Genomic DNA, 22,432 nt, shown 5'->3' on the forward strand with positions numbered 1-22,432 from the left:
ACGGCACGGCCCGAGCCCTCTCCTGGGACCGGATGCACCCGCGCCTGACGGCACGCGGCCCCTGGCTCGACCACTGCGACGAACTACCTCTGATTACTGACTTCGGCTCTTCAAGGTGACGTTGGTTCGTCGAGGGTGAGGCCGGTGCCGGCTATGAAGCCGTCGAGGGTGTGGGGCCGGTATTGCAGGCGCTTGAGGCGGTTGCGGACAAGTGCTTCGAGGCGGTCGAGGGCCATGACGGCGAGGTTGGCGAGGCTGCGTTTGACGTGTGCCCATACCCACTCGACCGGGTTGAGGTCGGGTGAGTAGGCGGGCAGCAGGAACACCGTCAGCCACTCCCGCTCCGCCACGAGACCCTGCATCTTGCGGGACACGTGAGTGTTCAGGCGGTCCCAGACCAGCACGATCGGCGCTCTGACCAGCTGGTGGACGCCGTCCAGGAGCGCGATGAAGTCCCGCTCGCCCATGCTGCGACGTGCGCCCTTGCCCGCGGGATGAGACCGAAGCCGGTGACAGAGCCGGGTCCTGGACCCCGGTCGCATCGCGATCAGCCCGGCCACCGACAGCCGCCCCGAACGCCGGCCGCTGATGGTGACGACCGGAGTCACCCCACGCCGACCCCAGGTCCGCCCCCGCGGCGGCCTGCGGGTGAAACCGGCTTCGTCCTCGAAGCAGACGTAGCCCCCGCAGGCCGCCCGCGCCCTTTTACCTCCGCCCAGGTCGCCTCCCTCCACACCGCGACGGCCTGATCGTCGCGTTCGGCAACCCGCCGGGCGGGAACCTGCGGGCTGAAGCCGAGCCGGTGCATCAACCGGGTCGCACCCGAGACGCTGTAGGAGACGTGGAACTTCCGGCCGATCAGCGTGGCCACCCGCGACGCGGTCCACACCTGGTCCTCCACCCAGCCATGCGCGGCCGGCCCCTCCTCCAGATACCCGGCCAGCTTCTCCAGACAACGCGGAGACAGACGGCACCGCGACCCGCCCGGGCCGCCGGAGGCCAGAGCCTCCACACCGCCCTCTCGCCACAACTGATGCCACTGATATGCCGACTTCCGGCTCACCCTCAGTTGTCTGGCGACCTCAAGCGGCTTGATCCTCTGCTCGAACAACTCGGCCGCCTGCCTCCGCACCATCTCCCGGCGCCGACGTCCCTCGGCGGTCAGCCCGCCACCATCTGCATACCTCACACACCACGAAATACAGCCAACACCTCAGCCCTGTCAGACACTCCGTGGAGAATCACCCTGACGAGCCGAGGTCAGTAACGGCACGTTGATCCGACTGAAAGTCGAGCATCTGCCCGGCGACCGCGACCCAAAACCGGTTTGGCTGTGGTCCTCCAAGACCGGGATGTCCGGCGAAGACGTCGACCTGCGCTGGCAGGCGTTCCTGCGACGCTTCGACCTGGAACACACCTTTCGACTGTTCAAGCAGACCCTCGGCTGGACCGTTCCGAAGGTCCGCGACCCACACACCGCCGACCTGTGGACCTGGCTGATCATCGTCGCCCACACCCAGCTCCGCCTCGCCCGACCGCTCGCCGAGGACCTACGCCGCCCCTGGGAACGGCCCTGCGAACCACGCCGGCTCACCCCCGCACGCGTCCGCAGGGGGTTCCGCCACCTCCGCGCGAAGACCGCCCGTCCCGCAGCGGTTCCGCGACCCTCCCAACCCGGCCCCGGCCGCCCACCTGGCTCACAAAACCGCAGGCCAGCACCACGCTACGAGCCCGGGAAGACCGTGAAACGAGCCGAAAGCCTCACTGAACACATCCGCCTGAAACAGCAGCGAGGTTAAAGATCAAGCTTACATCTCGGTCGCCCACCAGGACGCTCCCTCAACTCCAGCGCACAGCCACGCCCGGAGCGCCCCGCCCAGCGCCGCTGGTGACAGCATCTCTGCTGCGGTGACAACTATCGTGCGTCGGCTCAGCCCCTGAGACGTAGATCGTTGTACGGGACAACCCTCAGTTCTAGGAACGCCTCCGCCTCGCCATCGCAAAGCCCGTCCCGACCCCCGCGATCACGAGTCCGATCCCACCGAAGATCAGCGGCAGCAGCCACAAGGAGGCGAAGCCATTGATCCGGGCGTCCTCCGGGGAATCGGTGCGATACAGCACCTCGACCCGCTCGCCCTTCTCGTACGACGGCGGATTGGAACCCGTCGAGCTCCGGAACGTCCTCGGCGTGCCGTCCGCCGAGGCGAACTCGACCACCGGGTACGCCGCGGGCTCGTCGTTGCCCCGCTTCTTGCGGGAAGCGCCGTCATGGTCGTTCCGCCACTCCAGCGCCACCACTGTTCCCTGGGTACGCTCCGCGTCCGCCAGGAACGAGACGGACACCCCCGCCAGGATCAACCCGACGACCAGGAACAGCGACCCGAACGCGATCGCCCCGAACGTGATCCACCGGCCGGCACCCCGCCCACTCACCTGCACTTGAACCTGCACGACATTCCTCTCACCGGTCCGGAGTGAGGGACGCTATCCCAGGCACTTCGGTCACCCTCCTCCCGCCCCGGGCGGTGCGGCTTCTCCCTCCTCGAAGAGGAGGGAGAAGCCGCAATCCTCACCGACAGGCGCACCTTCGCCGTGCGCAGCGGCGCCGAAGTGGCGCCCTACCCGGACGGGCTGCTGGAGCAGGGTCAACTCGGCGCCTGGACTGTCGCGTTGGTCCGACGACCGGCACGCCATATCTCGTACGTACGCCTCCAGCGCGGGCTGGTCTCGGCCCTGTCACCGGCCGGAGTACGCCGTGTTCGGTGAAGGAGAGAGCGTCGTGCGTTCGGTCTCCTGCGCCTCCTTACGCGCCGCAGGGTGTGGTGTTGTTCTTCAGGGAGTGGGTGGTGTCGTTGAGCTGGTAGGAGCGCAGGTCTGCGATGGTGCCGCCATCGGCTCCGACGCACACGTGCCGGCCGAAGTAGTTGTCCTTCTGGTAGACCCTCGCGGTGCGGCTGCTGTTGTTGATGACCGAGCTGCCCTTGCCGCGGATGTAGTCCGGCAGATGTCGGACCGAGCCGTCGGTCGCTCGTTTGACGTAGGGCTGGCCCTCGAAGTGGATCTCGGGGTAGATGCACACGAATCCGCGCGGGCACTGGATCTGGTCCTGGGGAGCGGTGACGGCCGGACCGGTCGGCGCAGACCGGGCCTGGGCGGGGGTGACACCGCCGAGCACCGCTGTCAGAGCGACGGTCGTACCGGCGATCGTGAGAATCCTGGCAACGTGCATGTACTGACTCCTCCGGTTGGCTTCTGTCGTGCGGAGCAGCAGACGCCGCACGGATCGGCGCCCAGCCCCCGCCGCGGCTGGAAGCCGCGGGATGCCAGAGTGATTACCCAAAACGGTAGTTAATTTGCATACCACCCCAACCAGGCTGGATCACAAGGAGCGCACTGATTGCGACCGTGCGCCGCGAGTGCCTCAGCGCCGCGGTCACGTCTGTACGACGGCGGTGCGGCGGGCGGCGGGGAGCGAGCAGTGCTCGTGCTGACGCCGGGCGGGCGTAAAGCAGCGGTTCGACGGTGACGTCGGACGGCGTGCCTCCAGGCCGCTTCCGGGCCCTGGACGCCTACTTGCGGTGGCGCGAGCCCGGTCACGCGGTCCCGGCTGACGGTCCGTCGAGCACTCGCCGACGCGGAGCCGCACCAGCCGTCGTGGCGGGGTGCTCGGCACCCAACCGCACCGGTTGTTGGGGCCGCGGGGGCGTGGACGGGTTCGTGGGTGGGGCAGGGACGCAGGTGATCCGGCCGGTCCGTCGGCGGGACCTGCGAGAGGGTGGTGTGCTGATGGAGTTGGGGCTGGTGGACGGTGGAGTTCGGGGACGTGCACGCGGGCGCGGCGGGTGTCCTGATCGGTGGGGGTGAGCCGGGGCCGGTGTACTTCGATGTCGGGAGCGGGCCGAACGTGCCGTCGACGACGCACTGGACGGCCTACGACGGCCGGTCCCGTCGTCCACGCGCGGAGGCCTTGCGGGCGGTGTGCGCGTGCGGCTGGCGGGGCGCCGCGGAGTACCCGCTGGACTGGGCGGCGATCGGATACCGGCCGCTGTACGAGGCGGACGTCGACCTCGGCGGAGCGCTCGCGGACTGGACGGCGCACCTGTCCGTCGTCCGCGACAGGGCGGTGACGCTGCCCGAGCCGCTGGCCGCGCTCCTGGTCGAGGTCACGGAGCAGCTGACCGCTACGGCCGCGGCCACGCCGTTGGCCGCGTTGCGCGCGGTCGGGGTGCTGGAGCGGGTCGCTGCCTGTGTCGGGCGGGAGGCCGTCGGCGCGGTCGGCGACGACGGCATGTCCGCCGAGGCGGTGGCCACCGCGCTGGGCACCACCCGCTCGAAAGCCGTGGTTCTGCTCCTGACCGCCCAGGACCGGCACCAGAGCTGGTGACGAGGCACGCCACAACATGAGCTCTGTTTGGTTCGGTTTCGCCGGAGCGGATTCTCCCCCACCGGGGTGGGGGATACGGTGGTGACGCCACGCCAGACGAGAGCCGAGGAGTCCGGGATGAGCGAGCAGCCGGCCACCGTGCCCGTGCCCGAACGTCAGCCCCTTGACGAGCACGCGGCCGCGTCCGTCCTCGCGTACGCGGCCGAGCAGCGGGCGAAGGTCGACGTCCTGGCCTCGGTGCTGGAGGACATCGCCGCCCACGGCTACCCCGCCCCGGAGACCGGCATCCTGTGGGAGACGGCCCGCGACGCCCACCTCGCCCGCCTCACCGAAGAGCAGCCCCGTGTCGCCTGACCCCTCCGGACGCCGTGCGCGCGTCGTCATGGTCGAACCCGCCCTCACCCAGCTCACGAAGCTGACCGCGAACGAGACGCACCGCCTGGACCGCGCGATCGTCGCCATCAGCGTCAACCCCGACCTCGGCACCGAAGTCCCCGGCACCCTGCTGCGCGACTACGCGGACGACATCGACGGGGTACGGGTCATCTACTACGTGACCGCCCTGCGCACGATCATTATCTCGGGTTTATGTGGCTTCGTTGCAGCTCAGGGCTTCGCTGCTGTGTGAGGGACGTTAGCCACGGTCCTGCTTCAAATAGGGTGACGGGGTGTCTCAGAGTCCTGATCAGCCGCTTCTGCCGTCTCGTCATCAAGTTGGCAGCCTTCGTGACTTCCTGCATGGAAGGACATACTCGGCTGCCTCAATCACCATCCGGCTCGACGGTGCACCGTCTGATGCTGCGGGCTCGCCTCTGGATGACGTGAGCAAGGTCTCCAATGCCCTGTATGAGGTTGTCGACGGTCTTGCCAGGCGGGTGCTGGACGCGGTTTTCTCCGGGCAGCCGAACGCTGAGGCGCGTGGAGCATGGGTCGCGCTCTTGCTGATCGCCCAGAACTGGCGGGACTCACCTGACCTGCCGGCAGATGTGGAGACCATGGTTGATGAGGCCCTTCCACTCTGATAGGCGGCAACGCTGGATCGTCGCCAGCCGAGCTCCGTCAGGTCACGGCTCCTGGTGTCCAGCTGCGCGGAGCCTGGCAGCGGCTTCAGCGGGTGTGTCGTAGTAGCCGGGACGAGCCAGGAGGACCGAGCTGAAGTAGTAGCCCTGTTCTTCGTCGGGTTCGTCGTCCGCTTCGAAGGGGCGCCAGAAGCTGAGAAGAAGGTCTGGCGCGATGAAGGAGGCCGGGTCGTCCTCGGCCTCGGTGATCGTGGCGAGCCCTCGCAGCTGGGTGACCGCCTCGGCAGCGGGCAGACCGAAGACGTCGATTCCGCGGAACAGGACGATGTCCTGGCCACTGGCGGGTCGGCCCAGCTCGATTGCTTCGAGCTTGCCGCGCGAGCAGTGAATGCTGACCATCAGGCCGCTTGGCCGGAAGACGAACCTGCCCAACTGGTCTGATTCCGAGATCGCTGAGGGATCGCGGAACGAGGCGAGTGCCTGTTCTGCTGCCTCGCGGGGCATGCCGATGACCAAGGCACCGAGACCGGCAGGCGGCGTGAGTTCGAATTCCATGGGCGAATGATTCCAGAACCGATGATCGGCGGGATTCAGCGCTCTGGTGGCAACCGGTTCTCGTTGCGGATCATGCGGCGGAGGCTGGTGCGGGTGGCGGCGAGGTCGTCCTCGAGCTCGGTGACTCGCTGCTGGAGTTCCGCATTCTGAGTGGTCGCGTGCCGTTCTGCCGTGGACAACCGGAGGTTCTCGGGCCTTGGCCCAAGGCCGGGAAGTTAGCGTTTTCGCAGGTCATGCAAGTGCGTTGATGAGTGCGGGGGTAAACCGCAACGGAGCTCGTTGGTACAGGCAGTCGTCCAAGACAGCTTGTCCCGCAAGGAGCTCCGTTGCACGTTCATTCTGTCCTGCCGTCCGAGCTGACGGCCATCACCCGTACGGTGACTGTGGCGGCGGGCCGGTTCGCGCCGGGTCATCTGGGGGAGCTGACCTCAGTGGTGCCGTTCGAACTCGTCGACGCGGTCCTGGCCGAGACTCGTGCGGTGCAGCGGCGGTTGCGTGATCTGCCCTCTCGGGTCGGGGTGTACTTCCTGCTCGCGATGTGTCTGTTCCCCGAGGTGGGCTACCGGCTTGTCTGGGACAAGTTGATCGGCGGTCTGGCCGACATGCCGGCGGTCTCGCCGAGCGCGAAGGCACTACGGGATCTGCGGCGCAGGCTGGGGGTCGCACCGGTGCGGGCGCTATTCGAGGTGCTTGCGGGTCCTCTGGCTCGCCCGTCGACGCCGGGGGTGCGGTTCGGCGGCTACCGGACGGTGTCGTTCGATGGCTGCAGCTCGCTGCGGGTGCCCGATTCACCGCGCAACCGGGCCTGGCTGGGGCGGACGGCGCATCACGGCTATCCCACGCTGGAGCTGATGACGCTGGTCGAGACCGGGACGAGGTCCCTGATCGGCGCGGTGTTCGGCCCTACCGACGAGGGCGAGACCGCATGGGCCAGCCGCCTGCTGCACCTACTCAAGCCGGACATGTTGGTGCTGTGGGACAAGGGGTTCGACGCCAACGCCTTCCTCGCCTCAGTGAACGCGACCGGCGCGGAGGTGCTGGGCCGGCTCCGCAGCAACCGGCGCACGCCGGTCCTGGCCCGTCTCGCGGACGGTTCCTACCTGTCGGTGATCGGCATCGTGAAGGTCCGGATCATCGACGCTGAGATCACGGTGACCTGCGACGACGGCACGGTGTTCACCGGCGCCTACCGGCTGGTCACCACCCTGACCGACGCCCACCGTCACCCCGCGGCGGCACTCATCGGTCTCTACCACGAACGCTGGGAACACGAGAGCGCGTACTACGCGCTCCGGCACACGATCCTGACTGGACGGAACCTTCGCTCGGGAGATCAACCTGGTCTCGAACAGGAGATGTGGGCTCTGCTCACGCTCTACCAGGCCCTGCGGGCCGTGATGGTGGAGGCCGCCGAGTCCCTTCCCGGCACAGACCCCGACCGGTGCTGCTTCACCGTAGCCCTCCAGACCGCCCGCGACCAGGTCGTCCTGGCCACCGGCATCGTCTCCGATCAGCCCGGCTCCGCCGGGCTGATCGGCCGCCGAGTCCTTGCCCGGCTTCTCCCGCCCCGCCGCCATCGGGTCAGCACCCGCAAGGTCAAATCCCCGATCTCCCGCTACAGCGACCGACGTGACGACGGCCGCCCCGGCCGCAGCCAGACCGTCACCCGACTCGCCATCACCGTCCTCGAACCCGGCCCCGAACAACCATCACTGCCCACCGTCTCCCGCGACGACCGAAACGCCCTGCCCGCACAGCGCCGACGCCACCGGATTCTCCACTTGCTCCAGAACGACCCGGCTCGCCTGTGGAGACCAGCTGAGATCGCGGCTCACTTCGGCGACGTCACACTGCACACCATGTATCGACAGCTCTCCAGATGGGCCGACAACGGCCTCATCCACAAGATCGGCCCCGGCCTCTACGCAGCCACAGCCTGGACATCAACACCCTTGCCGCCAGCGGGAAAACGCTAACTTCCCGGCCTTGGGCCTTGGCCCCGGATGTTGAACACGTCTATGCGGCTTGGGTCAGGGTAGTTGCTGTTGTTCGGAGGGCGTTCTCGTAGGCGATCGGGGACCGCTGGCCGAGGCGGGAGTGCCTGCGGCGGGTGTTGTATCGGGTCAGCCAGCGGAAGGCGTCGAGTCGCGCTTCCCGCTCGCTCGGCCAGGCTTTGCGGCCTTTGAGCGTCTCTCTCTTGAAGGCGGCGTTGAAGCTTTCCGCGGCTGCGTTGTCCGCGCTTGATCCGATCGCTCCCATGCTCTGCCGGACCCCTGCTGGCCTGCAGATTTCAGCGAATGCCCTGCTCGAATATTGAGATCCGTGGTCCGTGTGCATGATCGCTCCGGCCAGGTTCCCGCGGGTCCGCTCGGCCGCCGTCAGGGCGTCGGTGACGAGCTCTGTGCGCATGTGATCGGCGATCGCCCAGCCGGCCAGTCGGCGTGAGGCGAGGTCGATGACGGTCGCGAGATAGAGCGGCTTCGCGCCGCTGACCGGCAGGTATGTGATGTCGCCGACGTACTTCGTGTTCACCGCGGCCGCGGTGAAGTCACGGCCGATCAGATCCGGTGCCTTCGGCGCCGCCTGGTCCGCGACGGTGGTGCGGTGCCGGCGGCGCAGACGCACTCCCTCGAGCCCGATGGTCCGCATGATCCTGGCGACGCGCTTGTGGTTGACCACCGGGCCGCCCTCGTCACGGAGTTCGGCGGTGATCCTCGGGGCGCCGTAGGTGCCGTCGGAGTCCTGGTGGACCTTGCGTATCCGGGCCGCGAGCCCGGCTTCGAGAGCCTGCCGGGCAGCCCTTGCGGCCGCGGAGCGGCGCCAGTAGTAGAAGCTCGACCGGGAGAGGCCGAGGATGTCGCAGAGCCGCTTCACGCCGTGTCGGCGCTGGTGATCCTGGACGAACTGGAAGCGGTTCACCAGCGCGTCTCCGTCGCGAAATACCGGGCCGCCTTGCGGAGGATGTCCCGCTCTTCCTCCAGCTCACGGATCCGCTTCCGGGCGGCGGTCAGCTCTGCCTGCACGTCGTCGACACCGGTTCGGGCCGTGGCCGGCGGCGCGGCGTGGGCGCCAGGGCGACGCCCGTCGGCGGCCCGGATCCAGTTCCGCAGTGTCTCGGTGTTCACCCCGAGATCACCGGCAACGGACTTGACCGTCGCTCCCGGCCTCGACCGGTACAACGCGACCGCGTCCGCCTTGAACTCGGCGGGATAGTGCTTCATCCCCACGGGGACTCCGTTTCTCCTGGACCTTCAAGATCCAAGTGTCTCCGGTGTCCAAAATCCGGGGTCAGGGCCCTTCCTCGACCGTGACCTGCTGGTCCGAGAGCCGTCGCCAACGCGAGTAGTGGGTGCGGCAGAGCTGGCCGCAGTGGGCGGGTCGCTCGCATCTGCCGGAGGGACCGTCCAGGGCGCATGGCTCGCGCTCGGTCCCCCATTGCGTGCGGATCCGGCGGGGCCGTTCGTAGGTGGCGGTGAACTCCTCCTTGCTCAGCGTGCTGGTCTTGTGCAGCTCCAGGCAGTGCCGGCAGAACAGACCCCGGGAGTGCATCACGGTCCAGCACGACGTGGTGATGCACTTCGAGGCCGAGGTCCGCGGGTTGTCCACGTCACCGTCGAAGAACCAAGCCTGCTGGGACCATTCGCCCGGCCGCCAGAGGAGATCGACCTGGTCCTGCAGCCAGTTCGTCCAGGCCGTCAGGTCGAACGGAATGACGTCGGAGAGCGGCTCCGTTGCAATCGGGGCGGTACTGGTCACGACCGCCTCCCCGCCGCCACCAGCTCGACCGCCGCCCGCTTGTCCGCCTCGCTGGCGTGCAGGTAGGGCGTCAGCGAGGACCGGGAGACGTGCCCCATCAGGTCCTGGACCACGTCCTCGTCGACGCCGGCGCGGACCCAGGCCGTGGCCGCCCCGTGCCGCAGCATGTGCGGACGTGCGGTGAGCTGGGCTTTCTTCGCCAGACGGTCGAAGAGCTCCTTCGCCGTGCCATAGCGCATGGGCTGTCCGAGCGGGGCGTGGAAGAGGTTCACGAAGACCATGTCGCAGCCGGCCGCCGCGGGGACATCGTCTCGTTCGAGCTGGTAATCCGCGTAGAGCCCGGCGAGGTCCTCGGTGACCGGGATGACCCGGGCGAAGCGGGACTTGGCCAGGGCTCCGTTGGCGTTGTTCGCCCGCCGCCGGACGTGGATGTGCGGGCCCTCGACCCGGCAGCCGAGCATCCGTGAGTCGCTGAGCAGGTGCATGTCCTGACGGCGCAGGCCCAGGGCCTCGCTGATCCGCTCCCCCGTGCAGCCCAGCAGGGCGACCAGGAACCGGTCGCGGGCCCGCGTGGCGACCTGGAACAGCTGGTCAGCCTCCTCCGGGGGCAGATACTCCACGGCCTCCTCGGCCGGCTCCGACAGCTTGAGGATCTTCGTCCTCACAGTGCGGAACTGGCCTTCCTCGCCCGCATCCTTGCCCGGCGGAAGCCAGCTCAGGTACTTCGTCTCCGACAGCCGGCCCACAAGCTCCGCGTCCACCCACTCGTTGCGCGAGCAGAACCGCAAGAACTCGCAGACCCCGCTCATCACCGCGTTTGCCGACTTCTCCATCCGGAAGCGCGGCGCAGACGAGACCCGCGGGCTGCGTGGCGGCAGCGGCTCGTCCACCAGCCAACGCAGGAACCGGGCCAGGTCGAGCAGCGTGATCCGCTTCCAGTCAAGGCCGCGTTCGGAACACCAGGTCAGCAGCAGGGCGGAACGGATGCCGTACGCCTTCTCGGTGTTGAACGACCGACCCATGTCCCGCAACGAAGCCAGGAACAGGCAGGACTCATGGTGAAGCCGGTACGACCCATCGACCACGACCCACAGCGGACGCCCGTCGACTGGGGACTCGGCGCATGCAGCGCGGAACTTCATGACACCCATGACTGACCGTCAACACGTGCCTCGCAACCAGCAGATATCCCACAGTCACACGGACTGATGAGCCCATGTGCCTCACACAACAAGGGCCAAATCAGGACCGCAGATAACGATCACGATCGTGGCGTACGTCGAAGCCTGAACACTGCAGCGCCCCGGGAGCCGCTCGGGTGGGGTGGATGTACACGGCGGATGCGGCAAAGGGACGGCGTGGTCGTGTCCGGGTGGCTACCGTTTCTCCTCTGGTGAGCGACAGGGGGCGGTATGCGGACGACGTCGCTGGGCAAGGGCGAGAACGCGGCGCTGCTGATGGAGAGGACGGTGCTGTCGGTGGCCGTTCAGGGACTGTCTGCGGATGTGTCCGCGCTGCTCCTGGGGCCTGACGGAAGGGTTCGCGGCGATCACGACCTGGTCTTCTACAACCATCCGGTCCAGGACGGTGTCTCGGTAGCGGGCGCGGCGGTCACCGCGGAACTTCCTCGGCTGCCGGCCGACGTGCACCGCGTGGTGATTGTCGCGAGTGCTGATCCATTGCAGCCCGGTGCCGTCTTCACCCGGGCACCCCGGCTGACCATCACCCAGGGCGGCTCTGCGGCGATGTCGTTCACCGCGCCGGACTTCTCCTCGGGCGAGACGGTCGTGGTCCTGGCGGAGCTGTACCGGCGCGGTACCGAGTGGAAGGTCCGGGCCGTTGGTCAGGGCTATGCCTCCGGCCTGGCGGGTCTGGCAACCGACTACGGCGTCGACGTCGACCCAGAGCCCACCACCGCGCCACTGCCTGCCCAGACACGCACCACGACGCCGGCAGTCCTTCCGGTCGACCTGACGAAGCTGGAGCGGCAGGCACCGGGGCTGCTGGCACCCGCGCGACAGGCCGGCCAGGCCCTCGCCGACCGAGGGATCACCGGACGGCACGCTGCCGTCTACCTCATCCTGGATCACGACTGGCACATGGAGGAGCTCTACGAGTCCTTCGCCGTGCAGGCCTTCGCCGAACGCGTCCTGGCCCTCTCGGCCAACCTCGACGACGACGGCACGGTCCCCGTGATCTTCTCCAGCGGACGCGAGCCGTTCCTCGAGGAGATCCGGCTGGACAACTACCGAGGTCGGATCGGACAGCTGCACACCCAGGTCGACTGGGGCTGGGGCAGCGTTTCCGACGCAATGCGTCGAGCGGTCGGCCACTACCAGGAGTCCGGAGCCACAGACCCGGCCTTCGTCGTGACACAGGTCGGCGACGAGCCCTTCGACAAAGCAGAGGTCCGCTCCCTGCTCCAGAACACCGCCTCCCTCGGAATCTTCTGGCTCTTCGTCGGATTCGGGCGCGGCAAGCTCGCCTTCTACAAGAACCTCAACGCCTCCGCCTCCGCCTCTTTCCCCAACGTCGCTTTCTACGACGCCAGCAAGAACCCGGGCGCGGTACCCGGGGAACGCTTCTACACCGGCCTGGTCGACGCCTTCGCGCGCTGGATGCGATCGTGAGGCCATAGCCGTCGAGCGCCAGGAAGCCGACCACGCAGCACCGGGTCGGTGCGGGGCTGGGTGACTACAGGACCGGCCCGGTGCCTGCGAGTTCCGGTGCACGACGGCGCGCCGAAGTCGCCGCCCTCGGTCCGGCCCGGCAGCGCCTTGCAGCGCGGGGGAGCCCCGTGGCAGGCCTCGTTCTGCATGGCGGACGATGACGCCCGCGGCTCCTGCACCGGCCGGCCGCCGGTCTTTCGTCCGCAGACAGCAGGAAGGCCCCGAGGTGACTCGGGGCCTTCCTGCACTGCGCTGACCTGCCGGTCCAACGACCTCACCGGACGAGGATCACGCCCATTGCGGCGCGGGCGGCGAGCACGGCCGGAGGTGGTGCTCCGTTCGTCAGGCGCCGCTGCTGGTGAGGTGGCGCCTGCGTCGGGCCGAGAGTTCGTTCAGGCGGGCGGTCAGACTTCGGCGGCCGAATTGGATGCCGTCGTGTTGGGGCTGTTCGTGGTCGTCGGTCTCGGGTGGCGGTTCGGTGGTGGGGCGGGCGGTGGCCGGGAGCCAGAGCCGACCGGGTTCGTGGTCCGTAGCCGGGCCGGGGGCCGTGTTCGGGGTGGGTGGGGTTCCTCCGGGGCTGTGTGGGTGGGGGGCGCTGGTAGCCGGCATGCCGGGTTGGCCCTGCCGGCCGGGCTCGACCAGAGGGGGCGCGGAGGCCAGGAGCAGGGAGAGCAGCAGGCCGGTGGCCTGGTCGCTCAGCACGCGGGCGATCTCCAGCAACCGGTGACGTTGCGCGACGGGTAGAGACAGGGCGACGCAGCCGGCCTGTCCTCCGATGCCGAGGGGGACGGCGACGCACACGTACTGTCCGGAGTATTCGAGCAGGTCGAACTGGACGGCCTGGGGGCCGTGATGGTCGATGGACCGGAACAGCGCCGAGGAATCGGTGATGGTCCGGGGCGTCAGCTTCACGGCCTTGCGCCGCGACAGGTGCTCCATACGCCTGTCGAAGTCGAGCTGGTGGAGCAGGCTCTTCCCTACAGCGCTGGCGTGCGCGGCGCTGCGGAAGTCCACCCACTCCTGGACCCGCGGAGCGGACGGACCGTCCGCGCAGTGCGTGATCGATACCTCGCCCTCGTCATAACTGGCCAGATAAACCGCGGCATCGACGGTGTCGCGCAGCCTGCTCAGGGCCCGGTGCAGGATGACCTGCGGTCCGAGAGTCTCCCCCTCGGCGGACATCATCTTCAGCAGGGGGCCGGCCAGGTAGGAGGCATCGGGAAGACGCTCGATCAGGCCCTGCCCGCACAGCCAGAACAACAGCTGCTCCAGCACCCGGTGGGGCAGGCTCGTACGGGTGCGGATCCGCTCGCTGTCCACCGGCCGCCCAGCCGAGGCGATCACGTCCAGGACGTCCAGGACCCGCATCGCCGACTCCCACCGCTGACGCCCCAAAGGCGCGTTCATCTGCTGCGATGCGGAGACCACCTTCGCGGCCCGCAGGGGATACCGGGAGTACCGTTGCGACGCCGCGCGGGCGGCCGGGGCAGCCGGGGCGGCCGCTTTCGGCTGGACCGGGGCCGGCGGCGGGTACGAGGCCAGGATCTGGGCGACCGCAGGAACGAAGTCGGGATCCTGCCAGGCCGCCGCTTGGCTCTGCGCCAGCGACAGTTGCGACCGGGCGTGGAAGTCCAGCAGGATCCGCGCGTCCCCGTGGCCGAACCGGGCCGCGGCCTCCAGCACTCCGAGGACCTCTTCGCGGACCGCCGCGCTCCGGCCACGGTCGTACGCCTCCCGCCACAGGGCCACGGCCAGCCGGAATGCAGCTCCGGGGTGCAGCTCCATGCAGGCGTTCTTCAGCCAGGTGATCGCAAGGCGACCGTCGCCGCGCCTCAAGGCCTTGCTGCCCATTCGGTAGCACGAGTTCGCGTGCTCACGCCGCTCCAGCGCGTCCGTCCCGACCAGCAGGCCCCAGTCACCTCCGGCCCGGTCCCAGTGGTCCCTGCCGGGCTGCGGTCCGGGCACGCGTGCGCCGGTCGCCTGCGTGACCCCGATCCTCAGGAGCGTCTGTCCGGTGTCGTTCCTGATCATGCCTGTCACGCGTCCTCTTCCCCGCGCCGGTGCTTCCTGTGGTGTCCCCAACGGATGAAGGCCTGAAGGTCGTCCGTCCCGCGCAGGTCTCTGGAGGCCTTGCTGCTGAGCGACCGGACCTGGGCGGGCGGGGTCTGCAGGTCCACGGCGATCGTGTTCTCATCGTCGCCCTGAATCTGCGCTTCTGCGACGTTTTTACGCTTTGACGGCTTCATTTTCGCTATCGCCTCCGCCGCCAGGCAGAGAGCCGGATCCGGCGGAGTGATGAGCTCACGCCGGTGCACCCCGCGCTCCTCGGCCAGCGGCAGCAGCGCCTCGTCCTCCAGCGGCCGCTCCGGCGACCGCAGTGCATCCACCGCGAGATTCGCGGCCACCCGCTTCATGTAGGGGAGGGGAGGGCGGCCCGGCTCGTTCCTGCCCTCCAGCCACACCCGCAGCGTCCTCTCGTGCGCCTCCTGCGCGATCTCCTCCCAGTAGTCACGCATGGTCGGATAAGCGGTCCGCAGCGCGGCCATCACCTTCCGCTCCCACTCTTCGGCGTACTCGCTGAACTCGAGCCGTACCGCCTTCCGGCGCTGACGCTCCTCGTCATCGGACCCACTGCTCACCACGGGCCGCCTTCTTCCTGCCCGTCGTGCGCGGACCTGGTGACGGTCTGCCACACCGTCACCCGCCCGCCCTCGGGCAGCTCGTAGCGGATCACCACGGTCGCCTCACGGGCACACGGCACGCACCGTGCCGCTGCGCTCGCGCTGCCTGCGTACGGCCTGCGCGTGAATCGCCGCCGCCCCAGCTCCGCGGCCCAGGGCTGGCAGAACGCGGCGGCCACAGGGACCGAGCCAGCCACGACCGAGAGCAACTCGGTCCAAACCGGGGGTGTCAATTCAGGCTCCAGATCTTCCTGCTCGGAACGACGCAACTTGCGTCACGCCACTAGTACGGAGCCCTCACCGCGGAATTGCCCGGCGACCGATCATGACCGCAAAAGCCCGCCTGCGATCATCCAGTCGCCTAAGAAGTCATCTCATTTGGATGATTGGGTAGGCTGTCGGTCGTGGGGATTGTTGAGCGGCTGGTGCCGGATGAGTTGTGGGTGTTGTTCCAGCGGGTGGTGCCGGAGGCGCCGTCGAGGCCTCAGGGCGGTGGCCGGCGTCGCCATGGTGATCGTGAGGTGCTGGCCGCGATCGTGTTCGTCGCCACGTCGGGCTGCACGTGGCAGCAGTTGCCCGCAGCCTCGTTCGGACCGTCGGGGGCAACGGCTCACCGGCGGTTCTCCGAGTGGAGCAAGGCCCGGGTGTGGGCCAGACTCCACCGCCTGGTCCTCGACGAGCTCGGCGCCCGGGGCGACTTGGACTGGTCGCGCTGCGTGATCGACTCGGTGAACATGAGGGCCCTGAAAAGGGGGATCTGACAGGTCCGAATCCTGTTGATCGGGGCAAGTTCGGTTCGAAGATCCACTTGATCACGGAGCGGACCGGTCTGCCCCTGTCCGTCGGTATCTCAGGGGCCAACCTCCACGACAGCCAGGCTCTGGAGCCCCTCGTCCGGGGCATACCTCCCATCCGCTCGCGCCGCGGGCGCCGACGGCGCAAGCCCGGAAAGCTCCACGCGGACAAGGGCTACGACTATGCCCACCTGCGGAAATGGTTACGTGGACGCGGTATCAAGCACCGCATCGCCCGCCGAGGCATCGAGTCCTCCCAGCGGCTGGGCCGCCACCGATGGGTGGTCGAACGCACCATGTCCTGGCTCGCCGGGTGCCGGCGCCTCCATCGCCGCTACGAACGCAAAGCCGAGCACTTCCTCGCCTTCACCAGCATCGCCTGCACCCTCATCTGCTACCGCAGACTCGCCAAATGAGATGGTTTCTAAACGAGGTACCTCCCAGTCCCACCGTGGCCAGGCGAAGAGCCACCTCCCCACCCAGCCGTCATGTCCGGGTGACGGTGGTGGGGTCGGCGTGCCATTCGCGTCCGCCGTGCTCGGGGGAGATGAAGGCGATCGGGCGCCGGGGGCGGTCGTGTGGTGGGTGGGAGGGGTCTTCCCATGTGGGGTCGATGTCCCGCAGGATCCCGACCCTGCCGTATGCGTCTTGGACGCGGTGTCCGATGTCGTTCCGGTCGATCACCGGATGCTCCGTCCGTCGGGGTGGGGGTGGTGTCGGACGACGACGTTGCAGTCCGACACCCCGGACAGGTCTCCGGCCTGTCGGCACACGGTCCGCCGTGCCGCGGCGTCCGCGCACTCCGGACAGCCCGGTACCGGTGGCGGGTCGAGCCGGGGGAGTGTCACGTGCACGGGGGTGCCTTGTCCGCCGCCGGGTGCTCCCGGCTTGCTGTCGTACGTCATGCCTCACCGTTCCTCGACCGCCTTCATGCCCCCCCGCACAGGTACCGTCGGTGATCTGATGTGCCCTCACCAGGGGCATCGGTAGGGGCAAGATGGCTGCATGGACCTGGGGGACTTGATCAGAGACCTGCGTACGGCGCGAGGATGGTCGCAGGGCAGGTTGTCCGATCAGGTCAACGCCCGGTACGGGACTGCCCTGACCCGCGAGTACGTGTCCCGGTGGGAGCGGGGTGTCGTGTCGCCGGGTGCCTACTATCTGCGGTGCCTGTCCGTGGTGCTGGACGTGCCCCTGGCGGTGTTGGAGGGTCAAGTGGATCGACGTGAGTTCCTGACCGACGCGGCGGGCGCCGCGATAGCCCCGCTGGTGGCCTCCGACCTCCTCAGCGCGGGATTCGCCGCCCGCCTGACCTGCGGCCCCACCACGGACGAGTGGGAGGCCAAGCTGGCCACCTACGGCACCCAGTACATGAGCCTCGGCGCCGCCGACATCCAACGCCGCGTCAGCGCCGAACTCGTCACCGTCCAGCAGCAGCTCGACAATCCCCGCCTGTGGTCGGTCGCGGCCCGCCTGATGACCCTCTACGCGAAGACGTTCCCCGGCTCGGACGGGGCGAAGGCCGTCCATTGGTACCGGATGGCCGCCAAGGCCGCCGACACGTCCGGCGACGTCGACACCCGCGTCTGGGTCCGGGGCCGCGCCGCGATCGCCCTCGGCTACGAAGGCGCCGCCCTCCCGATCGCCGACGTCTTCGCCGACCAGGCCATCGCCCTCAGCGACAACCGGCCCTCCCTCGGCCTGCTGAACGCCGTGTTCGGCAAGGCCCACGCCGCCGCACTGCGCGGCGACCACGCCACCGCCCGCCGGCTGCTCGCCGAAGGCCGCCGGATCTTCGACCGGGCCGGCTCGCACGAGCAGACCTCCGACTACGCCGTCCCCTTCTGGCGCCTCAACGTCTTCACGTCCCTGCTCGCCGCCCGCCTCGGCGACGAGACCACCGCCGTCGCCGCCCAGGACGCCGCGGCCGCGGAGCTCCCCGCCACGCTGCCGCGGTTCGCGACGCACCTGGAGATGCACCGCGGCCTCATGCTGGCCCGCTCCGGCGACCTCGTCGCTGGCACCGCACACGCCCGCACGGCGCTGGACGCGCTCCCGCCGGAGAAGCACTCCCTGACCCTGCGCCTGCTCATGGCGGAAGTCGAGCAGTCCTGACCCCCGCAGACGCGCCCCGGGCCGGTGCCCGGACGTGACCCGGCGGCGTTGTGCACGGCATGGAGATGGTGGAGCGGTTGCCCTTCGGGATGCGAGCCCCGGTGGCGGTGACGTACGCACGGTGCGCGCAGGGCGGGGCACTCGGTGAACTGGTCCTCGACGGGGGCCGGCTGGACCTGGCGGTGACCCGGGCCGGGGATCACGTCCGCGAGATGCACCCGGGCGCGGATGCCGCCGAAGCGCTCCGCCTCGTGCCGGACGTCGCCTTCCCGCCGGCGGGCTGCGCCGACGTCGCCGAGTGGGTCGCGCAGTACAACGCCCGGACGAGCTTGATGCCGGTCGCCCGTCCGGGGTAGCGCGCCCTGGTTGCGCCAGTCCCGTGCCGCCGACGCCGGAGGTCAGGCGGCGGCCTCCGCGGCGGCCTCCGCGTCGACCTGCCACCGAAGTTCGGCATCCTGTGCTCTCTGGACGGCCCGCCAGGATGTCGGACTGCTCCGGCATGATGAATCAACGGTTCGGTCGATGACGGCGAGGTACGTGCATGAGGCTGAAGCTCAATGAAGAGTGGACGGTTGGCGATCGCCTTGGGGAGGGCGGCTTCGGCGCTGTCTTTGAAGCCCGCTCCGCCGACGGCAGGGCTGCCGCCGTCAAGCTGGTGGAGAAGAAACCAGGCGCTGACCGCGAGCTGCTCTTCACAGACCTGGAGGGCGCCCGCAATGTCGTACCTGTCATCGACAGCGGCGAGCACGAAAATTACTGGGTGCTCGTCATGCCACGCGCCGAGACATCCCTGCGAGCCCACCTCGAACAGGCAGGACCCCTGGCCCTGGACGAGGCCGTTCGCATCCTGAGCGACATCGCCGAGACATTGATGGACCTCGACGGCCGGGTCGTCCATCGCGACCTCAAACCAGAAAACGTGCTTCTCCTCGACGGCCGCTGGTGCCTGGCCGACTTCGGCATCGCCCGCTACGCGGAAGCCACCACCGCACTCCACACCTACAAGGGCGGCGGCAGCCTCCCCTACATGGCACCCGAGTCGTGGAAGTACCAGCGAGCCACCGGGGCGACCGACATCTACGCCCTCGGCGTGATGGCCTACGAGCTCGTGGAAGGTGTCAGGCCCTTTAACGGCCCGCACGAACACGACTACCAGGAACAGCACCTGCACGGCACTCCGCCGCCGCTCACCACCGCGCCCGCGCTCCTGGCTTCGCTGATCACCGAATGCCTCTTCCGTGCGCCCCAGGGCCGCCCGGCCGCCGGCAATGTACTGGAACGCCTCAGCCGTATACCCGCCATGACCCTGACCGGAGGCTTGGCAGCACTGGCCGAAGCGAACCGGGCCGAAGCCGCCCGACGCTCCGAAGCCGATCGCCAGGCGTCGGCACACGCCACCGAAGCCGAACGCCGCGAAGATCTCCTCGAAGCCGCCCGGGTGTCACTGCGCCTCATCTCCGAGCAACTCCTGGCGGCGATCACGAGCATCGTCTCCACCGCCGAAGTGCGGCGGGGCGCGGCGGAGGGCTGGACCGTGCGCCTCGCCGGCGCCCAACTCACCTTCTCGGGAGTCACGGCGGTCGCTGCACCCTGGAGCGGTCCCTTCGATGTAGTTGCCCACGCTGTGATCGAACTCAAGATCCCGCAGGACCGGTACGGATACGAAGGTCGCAGCCACTCCGTGTGGTACTCCGATGCCCAGACGGCCGAGCGCTACCAGTGGTTCGAGACCGCCTTCATGGAAACGCCACTGCGCAGCGGGATGTCGCCCATGGACCCGTTCGCCCTCAAGCCTGACAGCGACGCCAACACGGCACTCCGTCCCATCATCGGCCTTCGCCAGGTCGCTTGGCGCTTCACTCCGCTCTCGACCGGAGACCTCGACGAATTCATCGACCGCTGGACGGGCTGGCTGGCCCAGGCGGCCTCAGGGCAACTCAGGCACCCTAGGCAGATGCCAGAACACAACCCCGAAGGATCTTGGAGAAAGTAACGTGATGTGGCACCCGCCTACGAGGGCGAGCGCCACACCTGTACTCCATCCGTCCCCCGGGTCTGCCCGGAGCGGGCCCAGGCCCTGACCGCCTGCATGCGCCCCTGTCTCCTCGTCGGGCTGACCCAGGGACGAGGCGTGGCCGCGCGCGTGGCGGCCAGGTGGTCAGGGTCAAAGATCGTCAGCGCCCGTCGGCGGGGCTGCCGGTCAGGCTAGGGTCCGGGTAGCCCGTGCCGATAGGGCGTGTGCGGGTGAGGCCCGGGGCCCAGAGCGCTCTGGGGGCAGCAGTACCCCCGGGCCGCCCCAACGCCCCCCACGCCAGCCGCTGGCCGATCCGTGCCCGGCGGGATGGGTAGGGCGACTGCCGTTCGCACTGCGCGCCCGACCCAATGGTCCACGATTTCCTGAATCCAGGATTCTCTGTATTGTCGGGGTGTGCTGACCGTTGCTGCTGACATCGAGGTGCTGGCCCGTTTTGGCCGCGCCGTTGCCGATCCGATCCGCTGCCGGATCCTCCTCGCGCTGCGTGAGGCGTCGGCCTACCCGTCCGATCTCGCCGAGGCCATCGGGGTCTCCCGGACCCGGCTCTCCAATCACCTGGCCTGTCTGCGGGACTGCGGCCTGGTCGTCACGGTCCCCGACGGGCGGCGTACTCGCTACGAGCTGGCCGACGCCCGCCTCGGCCATGCCCTGGACGATCTGCGTCAGGCCGTCGTGGCCGTCGAGCACGACAAGACCTGCCCGGACGCGGACACGAAGGGCTGCTGCTGATGGCCTCCATATCCCTGGGCCCGTCCCCGGCCCGCCGCGACGCCCTGGCCCGCCGGATACGCCTGCTGGTCGCCGCGACCATCACCTACAACGTCATCGAGGCGGCCGTCGCCCTCACCGCCGGGACGATCGCCTCCTCCACCGCGCTGATCGGCTTCGGCCTCGACTCCGTCATCGAGGTCTCCTCCGCCGCGGCGGTCGCCTGGCAGTTCTCCGCCCGCGACCACACCGTGCGCGAGGCGCGCGAGCAGCGGACCCTGCGGATCATTGCGGTGTCCTTCTTCGCCCTCGCCGCCTACGTCGCCTTCGATGCTGTCCGCGCCCTGACCGGCACCGGCGAAGCCGAGCCGTCGGTCCCCGGCATCGTTATCGCCGCCCTGTCGCTGGCTGTGATGCCCTTCCTGTCCGCCGCCCAGCGCCGCGCGGGCCGCGAGCTCGGGTCCGCTTCCGCGGTGGCGGACTCCAAGCAGACCCTGCTGTGCACGTACCTCTCGGCGATCCTGCTCGTGGGCCTCCTGCTCAACGCGGCCCTCGGCTGGTCCTGGGCCGACCCGATCGCCGCACTGGTCATCGCCGCCATCGCCGTCAAGGAGGGCCGTGACGCCTGGCAGGGCAAGGGCTGCTGCGTCCCCACCTCCGCGAGCGGCCCCCTACCCGTTGCTGTCGCCGCGGAGCAGGACGGGTGCGGCTGCGGCCCCGGCCGCTCCTGCTGTTCGTGAACATCGTGTTGCAGAACCGAATGTGACCTGCGGGCTCTGCCGATACTGGCCGGGCACAGGGCGTGGGGCGGGAGCGGTCGGTGGAGTGGACGCTGTGGGCGGGGTTGGCCGCCGGGCTGCTGATCGCGGTGGTGACCGCGCCGGTGGGGGTGTCGGGGGCGGTGTTCCTCCTCCCGGTCCACCTGTCCGTCTTCGGCGTGCCGTCCCCGGCGATCACGCCGACGAACCTGCTGTTCAACGTGGTGGCCGGCCCGGGTGCCCTGTGGCGCTACCGCCGTGACGGCGCCCTGCGCGGGGATCTGGCCCGGCGCCTGGTCGCCGGGACCCTGCCCGGCGTGATCGTCGGGGCCGCGATCCGGGTCTTCGCCCTCCCGGGCCCCGGCGTCTTCCGGCTCCTGATCGCCGCACTCCTCCTACCGCTCGGCCTGTGGCTGGGCGTGCGCACCCTCGCCCCCGCCCACGACCGGCAGGCCGCGGCCGGGCAGGCCGCGGCCGGGCAGGCCGCGGCCGGCTCGGAGCCCTCGCCAGGGGCGCTCACCGCGTTGGCGATCGGGGTGGGCGTGGTCGGCGGGATCTACGGCATCGGGGGCGGGTCCCTCCTCGGCCCGGTCCTCGCCGCCCGCGGTCTGCCCATGACCCGCGTCGCGCCGGCCGCACTCGCGGCCACCTTCGCCACCTCGATCGTCGGCGCGGCCGCATACGCACTGCTGTCGCTCGTCAGTTCCGGCGACGTCGCCCCCGACTGGGGACTCGGCCTGGCCTGCGGCCTGGGCGGCCTGATCGGCGGCTACCTCGGCGCCCGCCTCCAACCCCACCTCCCCGAAACCGCCCTGCGCCTCCTCCTCGCCGCCCTCGCCACCACCCTCGGCGCCCTGTACGCCCTCCAAGCCCTGACGTAGACCCGCGCGCCGGACCGCTGGCTCTGGCAGGCTCGACCCCGTCTCTGCTCAGCCCGAGGCGGCGGCCGTGGCTTCGC

The 22,432-nt window shown here is 69.3% G+C and carries 26 protein-coding genes and 1 pseudogene; 14 read left to right on the plus strand and 13 right to left on the minus strand.

The genetic code is table 11. The features are described from left to right. Nucleotides 1-110 precede the first annotated feature (110 nt). Together ACIQZO_RS37485 and ACIQZO_RS37490 are read right to left on the minus strand one after the other, a co-directional pair. Entirely contained in the window at nt 111-719 is a 609-nt protein-coding gene (locus ACIQZO_RS37485) for a transposase (protein ID WP_403635558.1), read from the minus strand. Next, on the minus strand, nt 605-1,165 hold the full coding sequence (locus ACIQZO_RS37490; protein WP_403635559.1) for a transposase: 561 nt from the start codon (nt 1,163-1,165) through the stop codon (nt 605-607). The genes ACIQZO_RS37485 and ACIQZO_RS37490 overlap by 115 nt, the downstream gene beginning before the upstream one ends. Nucleotides 1,166-1,259: 94 nt before the next feature. Between ACIQZO_RS37490 and ACIQZO_RS37495 the strand changes: the two are divergent. Further along, nucleotides 1,260-1,799, plus strand: a pseudogene (locus tag ACIQZO_RS37495) (transposase); the annotation flags it as partial. Between the two features lie 175 nt (nt 1,800-1,974). On the opposite strand, the gene ACIQZO_RS37500 reads toward ACIQZO_RS37495, so the two are convergent. Both ACIQZO_RS37500 and ACIQZO_RS37505 read right to left on the minus strand, forming a co-directional pair. After that, a complete protein-coding gene (locus ACIQZO_RS37500) occupies nt 1,975-2,451 on the minus strand; it encodes a DUF3592 domain-containing protein (protein WP_403635470.1) in 477 nt (158 codons plus the stop codon). Nucleotides 2,452-2,803: 352 nt separating this feature from the next. After that, nucleotides 2,804-3,229 carry a peptidase inhibitor family I36 protein gene (locus ACIQZO_RS37505; protein ID WP_403635472.1) on the minus strand — a complete coding sequence of 142 codons (426 nt, stop codon included), beginning with the start codon at nt 3,227-3,229 and terminating at the stop codon, nt 2,804-2,806. Nucleotides 3,230-3,808: 579 nt separating this feature from the next. Between ACIQZO_RS37505 and ACIQZO_RS37510 the strand changes: the two genes are divergently transcribed. The 4 genes from ACIQZO_RS37510 to ACIQZO_RS37525 all read left to right on the plus strand — a co-directional run bounded on the left by ACIQZO_RS37510 (nt 3,809) and on the right by ACIQZO_RS37525 (nt 5,406). After that, nucleotides 3,809-4,384, plus strand: coding sequence for a hypothetical protein (locus tag ACIQZO_RS37510; protein WP_403635474.1), 576 nt, complete (start codon nt 3,809-3,811; stop codon nt 4,382-4,384). A 117-nt stretch (nt 4,385-4,501) separates the two neighbouring features. Then, nucleotides 4,502-4,738 (plus strand): hypothetical protein, encoded by a 237-nt coding sequence (locus tag ACIQZO_RS37515; RefSeq protein WP_403635475.1) that lies wholly within the window; start codon nt 4,502-4,504, stop codon nt 4,736-4,738. Beyond that, nucleotides 4,728-5,012, plus strand: coding sequence for a hypothetical protein (locus tag ACIQZO_RS37520; protein WP_403635477.1), 285 nt, complete (start codon nt 4,728-4,730; stop codon nt 5,010-5,012). Before ACIQZO_RS37515 ends, ACIQZO_RS37520 begins: the two co-directional genes overlap by 11 nt. A gap of 40 nt (nt 5,013-5,052) precedes the next feature. Continuing rightward, complete coding sequence (locus ACIQZO_RS37525; protein WP_403635479.1) at nt 5,053-5,406, plus strand: hypothetical protein; 354 nt, start codon at nt 5,053-5,055, stop codon at nt 5,404-5,406. A gap of 42 nt (nt 5,407-5,448) precedes the next feature. On the opposite strand, the gene ACIQZO_RS37530 is transcribed toward ACIQZO_RS37525, so the two are convergent. Both ACIQZO_RS37530 and ACIQZO_RS37535 read right to left on the minus strand, forming a co-directional pair. Next, entirely contained in the window at nt 5,449-5,958 is a 510-nt protein-coding gene (locus ACIQZO_RS37530) for a hypothetical protein (protein WP_403635481.1), read from the minus strand. Nucleotides 5,959-5,993: 35 nt separating this feature from the next. Next, on the minus strand, nt 5,994-6,137 hold the full coding sequence (locus ACIQZO_RS37535; protein WP_403635483.1) for a hypothetical protein: 144 nt from the start codon (nt 6,135-6,137) through the stop codon (nt 5,994-5,996). 165 nt (nt 6,138-6,302) lie between these two features. On the opposite strand from ACIQZO_RS37535, the gene ACIQZO_RS37540 reads away from it, so the two are divergent. Further along, nucleotides 6,303-7,934, plus strand: a complete 1,632-nt coding sequence (locus ACIQZO_RS37540; protein ID WP_403635560.1) for an IS4 family transposase — start codon at nt 6,303-6,305, stop codon at nt 7,932-7,934. Nucleotides 7,935-7,974: 40 nt separating this feature from the next. Here the strand turns inward: ACIQZO_RS37540 and ACIQZO_RS37545 are convergent. The 3 genes from ACIQZO_RS37545 to ACIQZO_RS37555 all read right to left on the minus strand — a co-directional run bounded on the left by ACIQZO_RS37545 (nt 7,975) and on the right by ACIQZO_RS37555 (nt 10,736). After that, a protein-coding gene (locus ACIQZO_RS37545; protein ID WP_403635485.1) for an IS3 family transposase occupies nt 7,975-9,185 on the minus strand; the annotation gives its coding sequence in 2 pieces (ribosomal slippage) (nt 7,975-8,891 and nt 8,891-9,185; 1,212 coding nt in all). Between the two features lie 61 nt (nt 9,186-9,246). Beyond that, a complete protein-coding gene (locus ACIQZO_RS37550; RefSeq protein ID WP_403635487.1) occupies nt 9,247-9,714 on the minus strand; it encodes a hypothetical protein in 468 nt (155 codons plus the stop codon). Further along, nucleotides 9,711-10,736, minus strand: a complete 1,026-nt coding sequence (locus ACIQZO_RS37555; RefSeq protein WP_403635488.1) for a tyrosine-type recombinase/integrase — start codon at nt 10,734-10,736, stop codon at nt 9,711-9,713. Before ACIQZO_RS37555 ends, ACIQZO_RS37550 begins: the two co-directional genes overlap by 4 nt. A 390-nt stretch (nt 10,737-11,126) precedes the next feature. Here ACIQZO_RS37555 and ACIQZO_RS37560 point away from each other — a divergent pair, with 390 nt between their 5' ends. Beyond that, the gene (locus tag ACIQZO_RS37560) at nt 11,127-12,344 is read left to right on the plus strand and encodes a VWA domain-containing protein (protein ID WP_403635490.1); all 1,218 of its coding nucleotides are present in this window, start codon (nt 11,127-11,129) and stop codon (nt 12,342-12,344) included. Between the two features lie 381 nt (nt 12,345-12,725). Here ACIQZO_RS37560 and ACIQZO_RS37565 read toward each other — a convergent pair whose 3' ends face one another. The 3 genes from ACIQZO_RS37565 to ACIQZO_RS37575 are packed head-to-tail and all read right to left on the minus strand — an operon-like array spanning nt 12,726 to nt 15,144. Further along, nucleotides 12,726-14,414, minus strand: coding sequence for an IclR family transcriptional regulator C-terminal domain-containing protein (locus tag ACIQZO_RS37565; RefSeq protein WP_403635492.1), 1,689 nt, complete (start codon nt 14,412-14,414; stop codon nt 12,726-12,728). Nucleotides 14,415-14,419: 5 nt separating this feature from the next. Further along, nucleotides 14,420-15,022: a hypothetical protein gene (locus ACIQZO_RS37570; protein ID WP_403635493.1), complete on the minus strand. Its 603-nt coding sequence runs from the start codon at nt 15,020-15,022 to the stop codon at nt 14,420-14,422. After that, complete coding sequence (locus ACIQZO_RS37575) at nt 15,019-15,144, minus strand: hypothetical protein (RefSeq protein ID WP_403635495.1); 126 nt, start codon at nt 15,142-15,144, stop codon at nt 15,019-15,021. Before ACIQZO_RS37575 ends, ACIQZO_RS37570 begins: the two co-directional genes overlap by 4 nt. A gap of 330 nt (nt 15,145-15,474) precedes the next feature. Between ACIQZO_RS37575 and ACIQZO_RS37580 the strand changes: the two genes are divergently transcribed. Next, a protein-coding gene (locus ACIQZO_RS37580; protein ID WP_403635562.1) for an IS5 family transposase occupies nt 15,475-16,274 on the plus strand; the annotation gives its coding sequence in 2 pieces (ribosomal slippage) (nt 15,475-15,820 and nt 15,820-16,274; 801 coding nt in all). A gap of 70 nt (nt 16,275-16,344) precedes the next feature. Here ACIQZO_RS37580 and ACIQZO_RS37585 read toward each other — a convergent pair. After that, complete coding sequence (locus tag ACIQZO_RS37585; protein ID WP_403635496.1) at nt 16,345-16,542, minus strand: hypothetical protein; 198 nt, start codon at nt 16,540-16,542, stop codon at nt 16,345-16,347. Nucleotides 16,543-16,863: 321 nt separating this feature from the next. On the opposite strand from ACIQZO_RS37585, the gene ACIQZO_RS37590 reads away from it, so the two are divergent. From ACIQZO_RS37590 to ACIQZO_RS37615, 6 genes are all read left to right on the plus strand, one after another. Further along, on the plus strand, nt 16,864-17,973 hold the full coding sequence (locus ACIQZO_RS37590) for a helix-turn-helix domain-containing protein (RefSeq protein WP_403635498.1): 1,110 nt from the start codon (nt 16,864-16,866) through the stop codon (nt 17,971-17,973). Nucleotides 17,974-18,032: 59 nt separating this feature from the next. Further along, nucleotides 18,033-18,329, plus strand: a complete 297-nt coding sequence (locus tag ACIQZO_RS37595; protein ID WP_403635500.1) for a hypothetical protein — start codon at nt 18,033-18,035, stop codon at nt 18,327-18,329. A 185-nt stretch (nt 18,330-18,514) separates the two neighbouring features. Further along, on the plus strand, nt 18,515-19,966 hold the full coding sequence (locus tag ACIQZO_RS37600) for a serine/threonine-protein kinase (RefSeq protein ID WP_403635501.1): 1,452 nt from the start codon (nt 18,515-18,517) through the stop codon (nt 19,964-19,966). A gap of 435 nt (nt 19,967-20,401) precedes the next feature. Next, entirely contained in the window at nt 20,402-20,737 is a 336-nt protein-coding gene (locus tag ACIQZO_RS37605; RefSeq protein WP_403635503.1) for an ArsR/SmtB family transcription factor, read from the plus strand. After that, on the plus strand, nt 20,737-21,456 hold the full coding sequence (locus ACIQZO_RS37610) for a cation transporter (protein WP_403635505.1): 720 nt from the start codon (nt 20,737-20,739) through the stop codon (nt 21,454-21,456). Before ACIQZO_RS37605 ends, ACIQZO_RS37610 begins: the two co-directional genes overlap by 1 nt. An 80-nt stretch (nt 21,457-21,536) precedes the next feature. Then, a complete protein-coding gene (locus ACIQZO_RS37615) occupies nt 21,537-22,355 on the plus strand; it encodes a TSUP family transporter (protein ID WP_403635507.1) in 819 nt (272 codons plus the stop codon). The last annotated feature ends 77 nt before the right edge of the window (nt 22,356-22,432 follow it).

Origin of the sequence: Streptomyces sp. NPDC097617, assembly GCF_044761485.1 — a bacterium.
Classification (GTDB): Bacteria; Actinomycetota; Actinomycetes; order Streptomycetales; family Streptomycetaceae; genus Streptomyces.

What these genes read in the sequence shown, in the direction of transcription:
- ACIQZO_RS37505 (WP_403635472.1), bottom strand. Translation starts at nt 3,229, where the DNA reads ATGCACGTTGCCAGGATTCTCACGATCGCCGGTACGACCGTCGCTCTG.
- ACIQZO_RS37515 (WP_403635475.1), top strand. Translation starts at nt 4,502, where the DNA reads ATGAGCGAGCAGCCGGCCACCGTGCCCGTGCCCGAACGTCAGCCCCTT.
- ACIQZO_RS37530 (WP_403635481.1), bottom strand. Translation starts at nt 5,958, where the DNA reads ATGGAATTCGAACTCACGCCGCCTGCCGGTCTCGGTGCCTTGGTCATC.
- ACIQZO_RS37555 (WP_403635488.1), bottom strand. Translation starts at nt 10,736, where the DNA reads ATGGGTCGGTCGTTCAACACCGAGAAGGCGTACGGCATCCGTTCCGCC.
- ACIQZO_RS37560 (WP_403635490.1), top strand. Translation starts at nt 11,127, where the DNA reads ATGCGGACGACGTCGCTGGGCAAGGGCGAGAACGCGGCGCTGCTGATG.
- ACIQZO_RS37565 (WP_403635492.1), bottom strand. Translation starts at nt 14,414, where the DNA reads ATGATCAGGAACGACACCGGACAGACGCTCCTGAGGATCGGGGTCACG.
- ACIQZO_RS37590 (WP_403635498.1), top strand. Translation starts at nt 16,864, where the DNA reads ATGGACCTGGGGGACTTGATCAGAGACCTGCGTACGGCGCGAGGATGG.
- ACIQZO_RS37595 (WP_403635500.1), top strand. Translation starts at nt 18,033, where the DNA reads ATGGAGATGGTGGAGCGGTTGCCCTTCGGGATGCGAGCCCCGGTGGCG.
- ACIQZO_RS37600 (WP_403635501.1), top strand. Translation starts at nt 18,515, where the DNA reads ATGAGGCTGAAGCTCAATGAAGAGTGGACGGTTGGCGATCGCCTTGGG.
- ACIQZO_RS37610 (WP_403635505.1), top strand. Translation starts at nt 20,737, where the DNA reads ATGGCCTCCATATCCCTGGGCCCGTCCCCGGCCCGCCGCGACGCCCTG.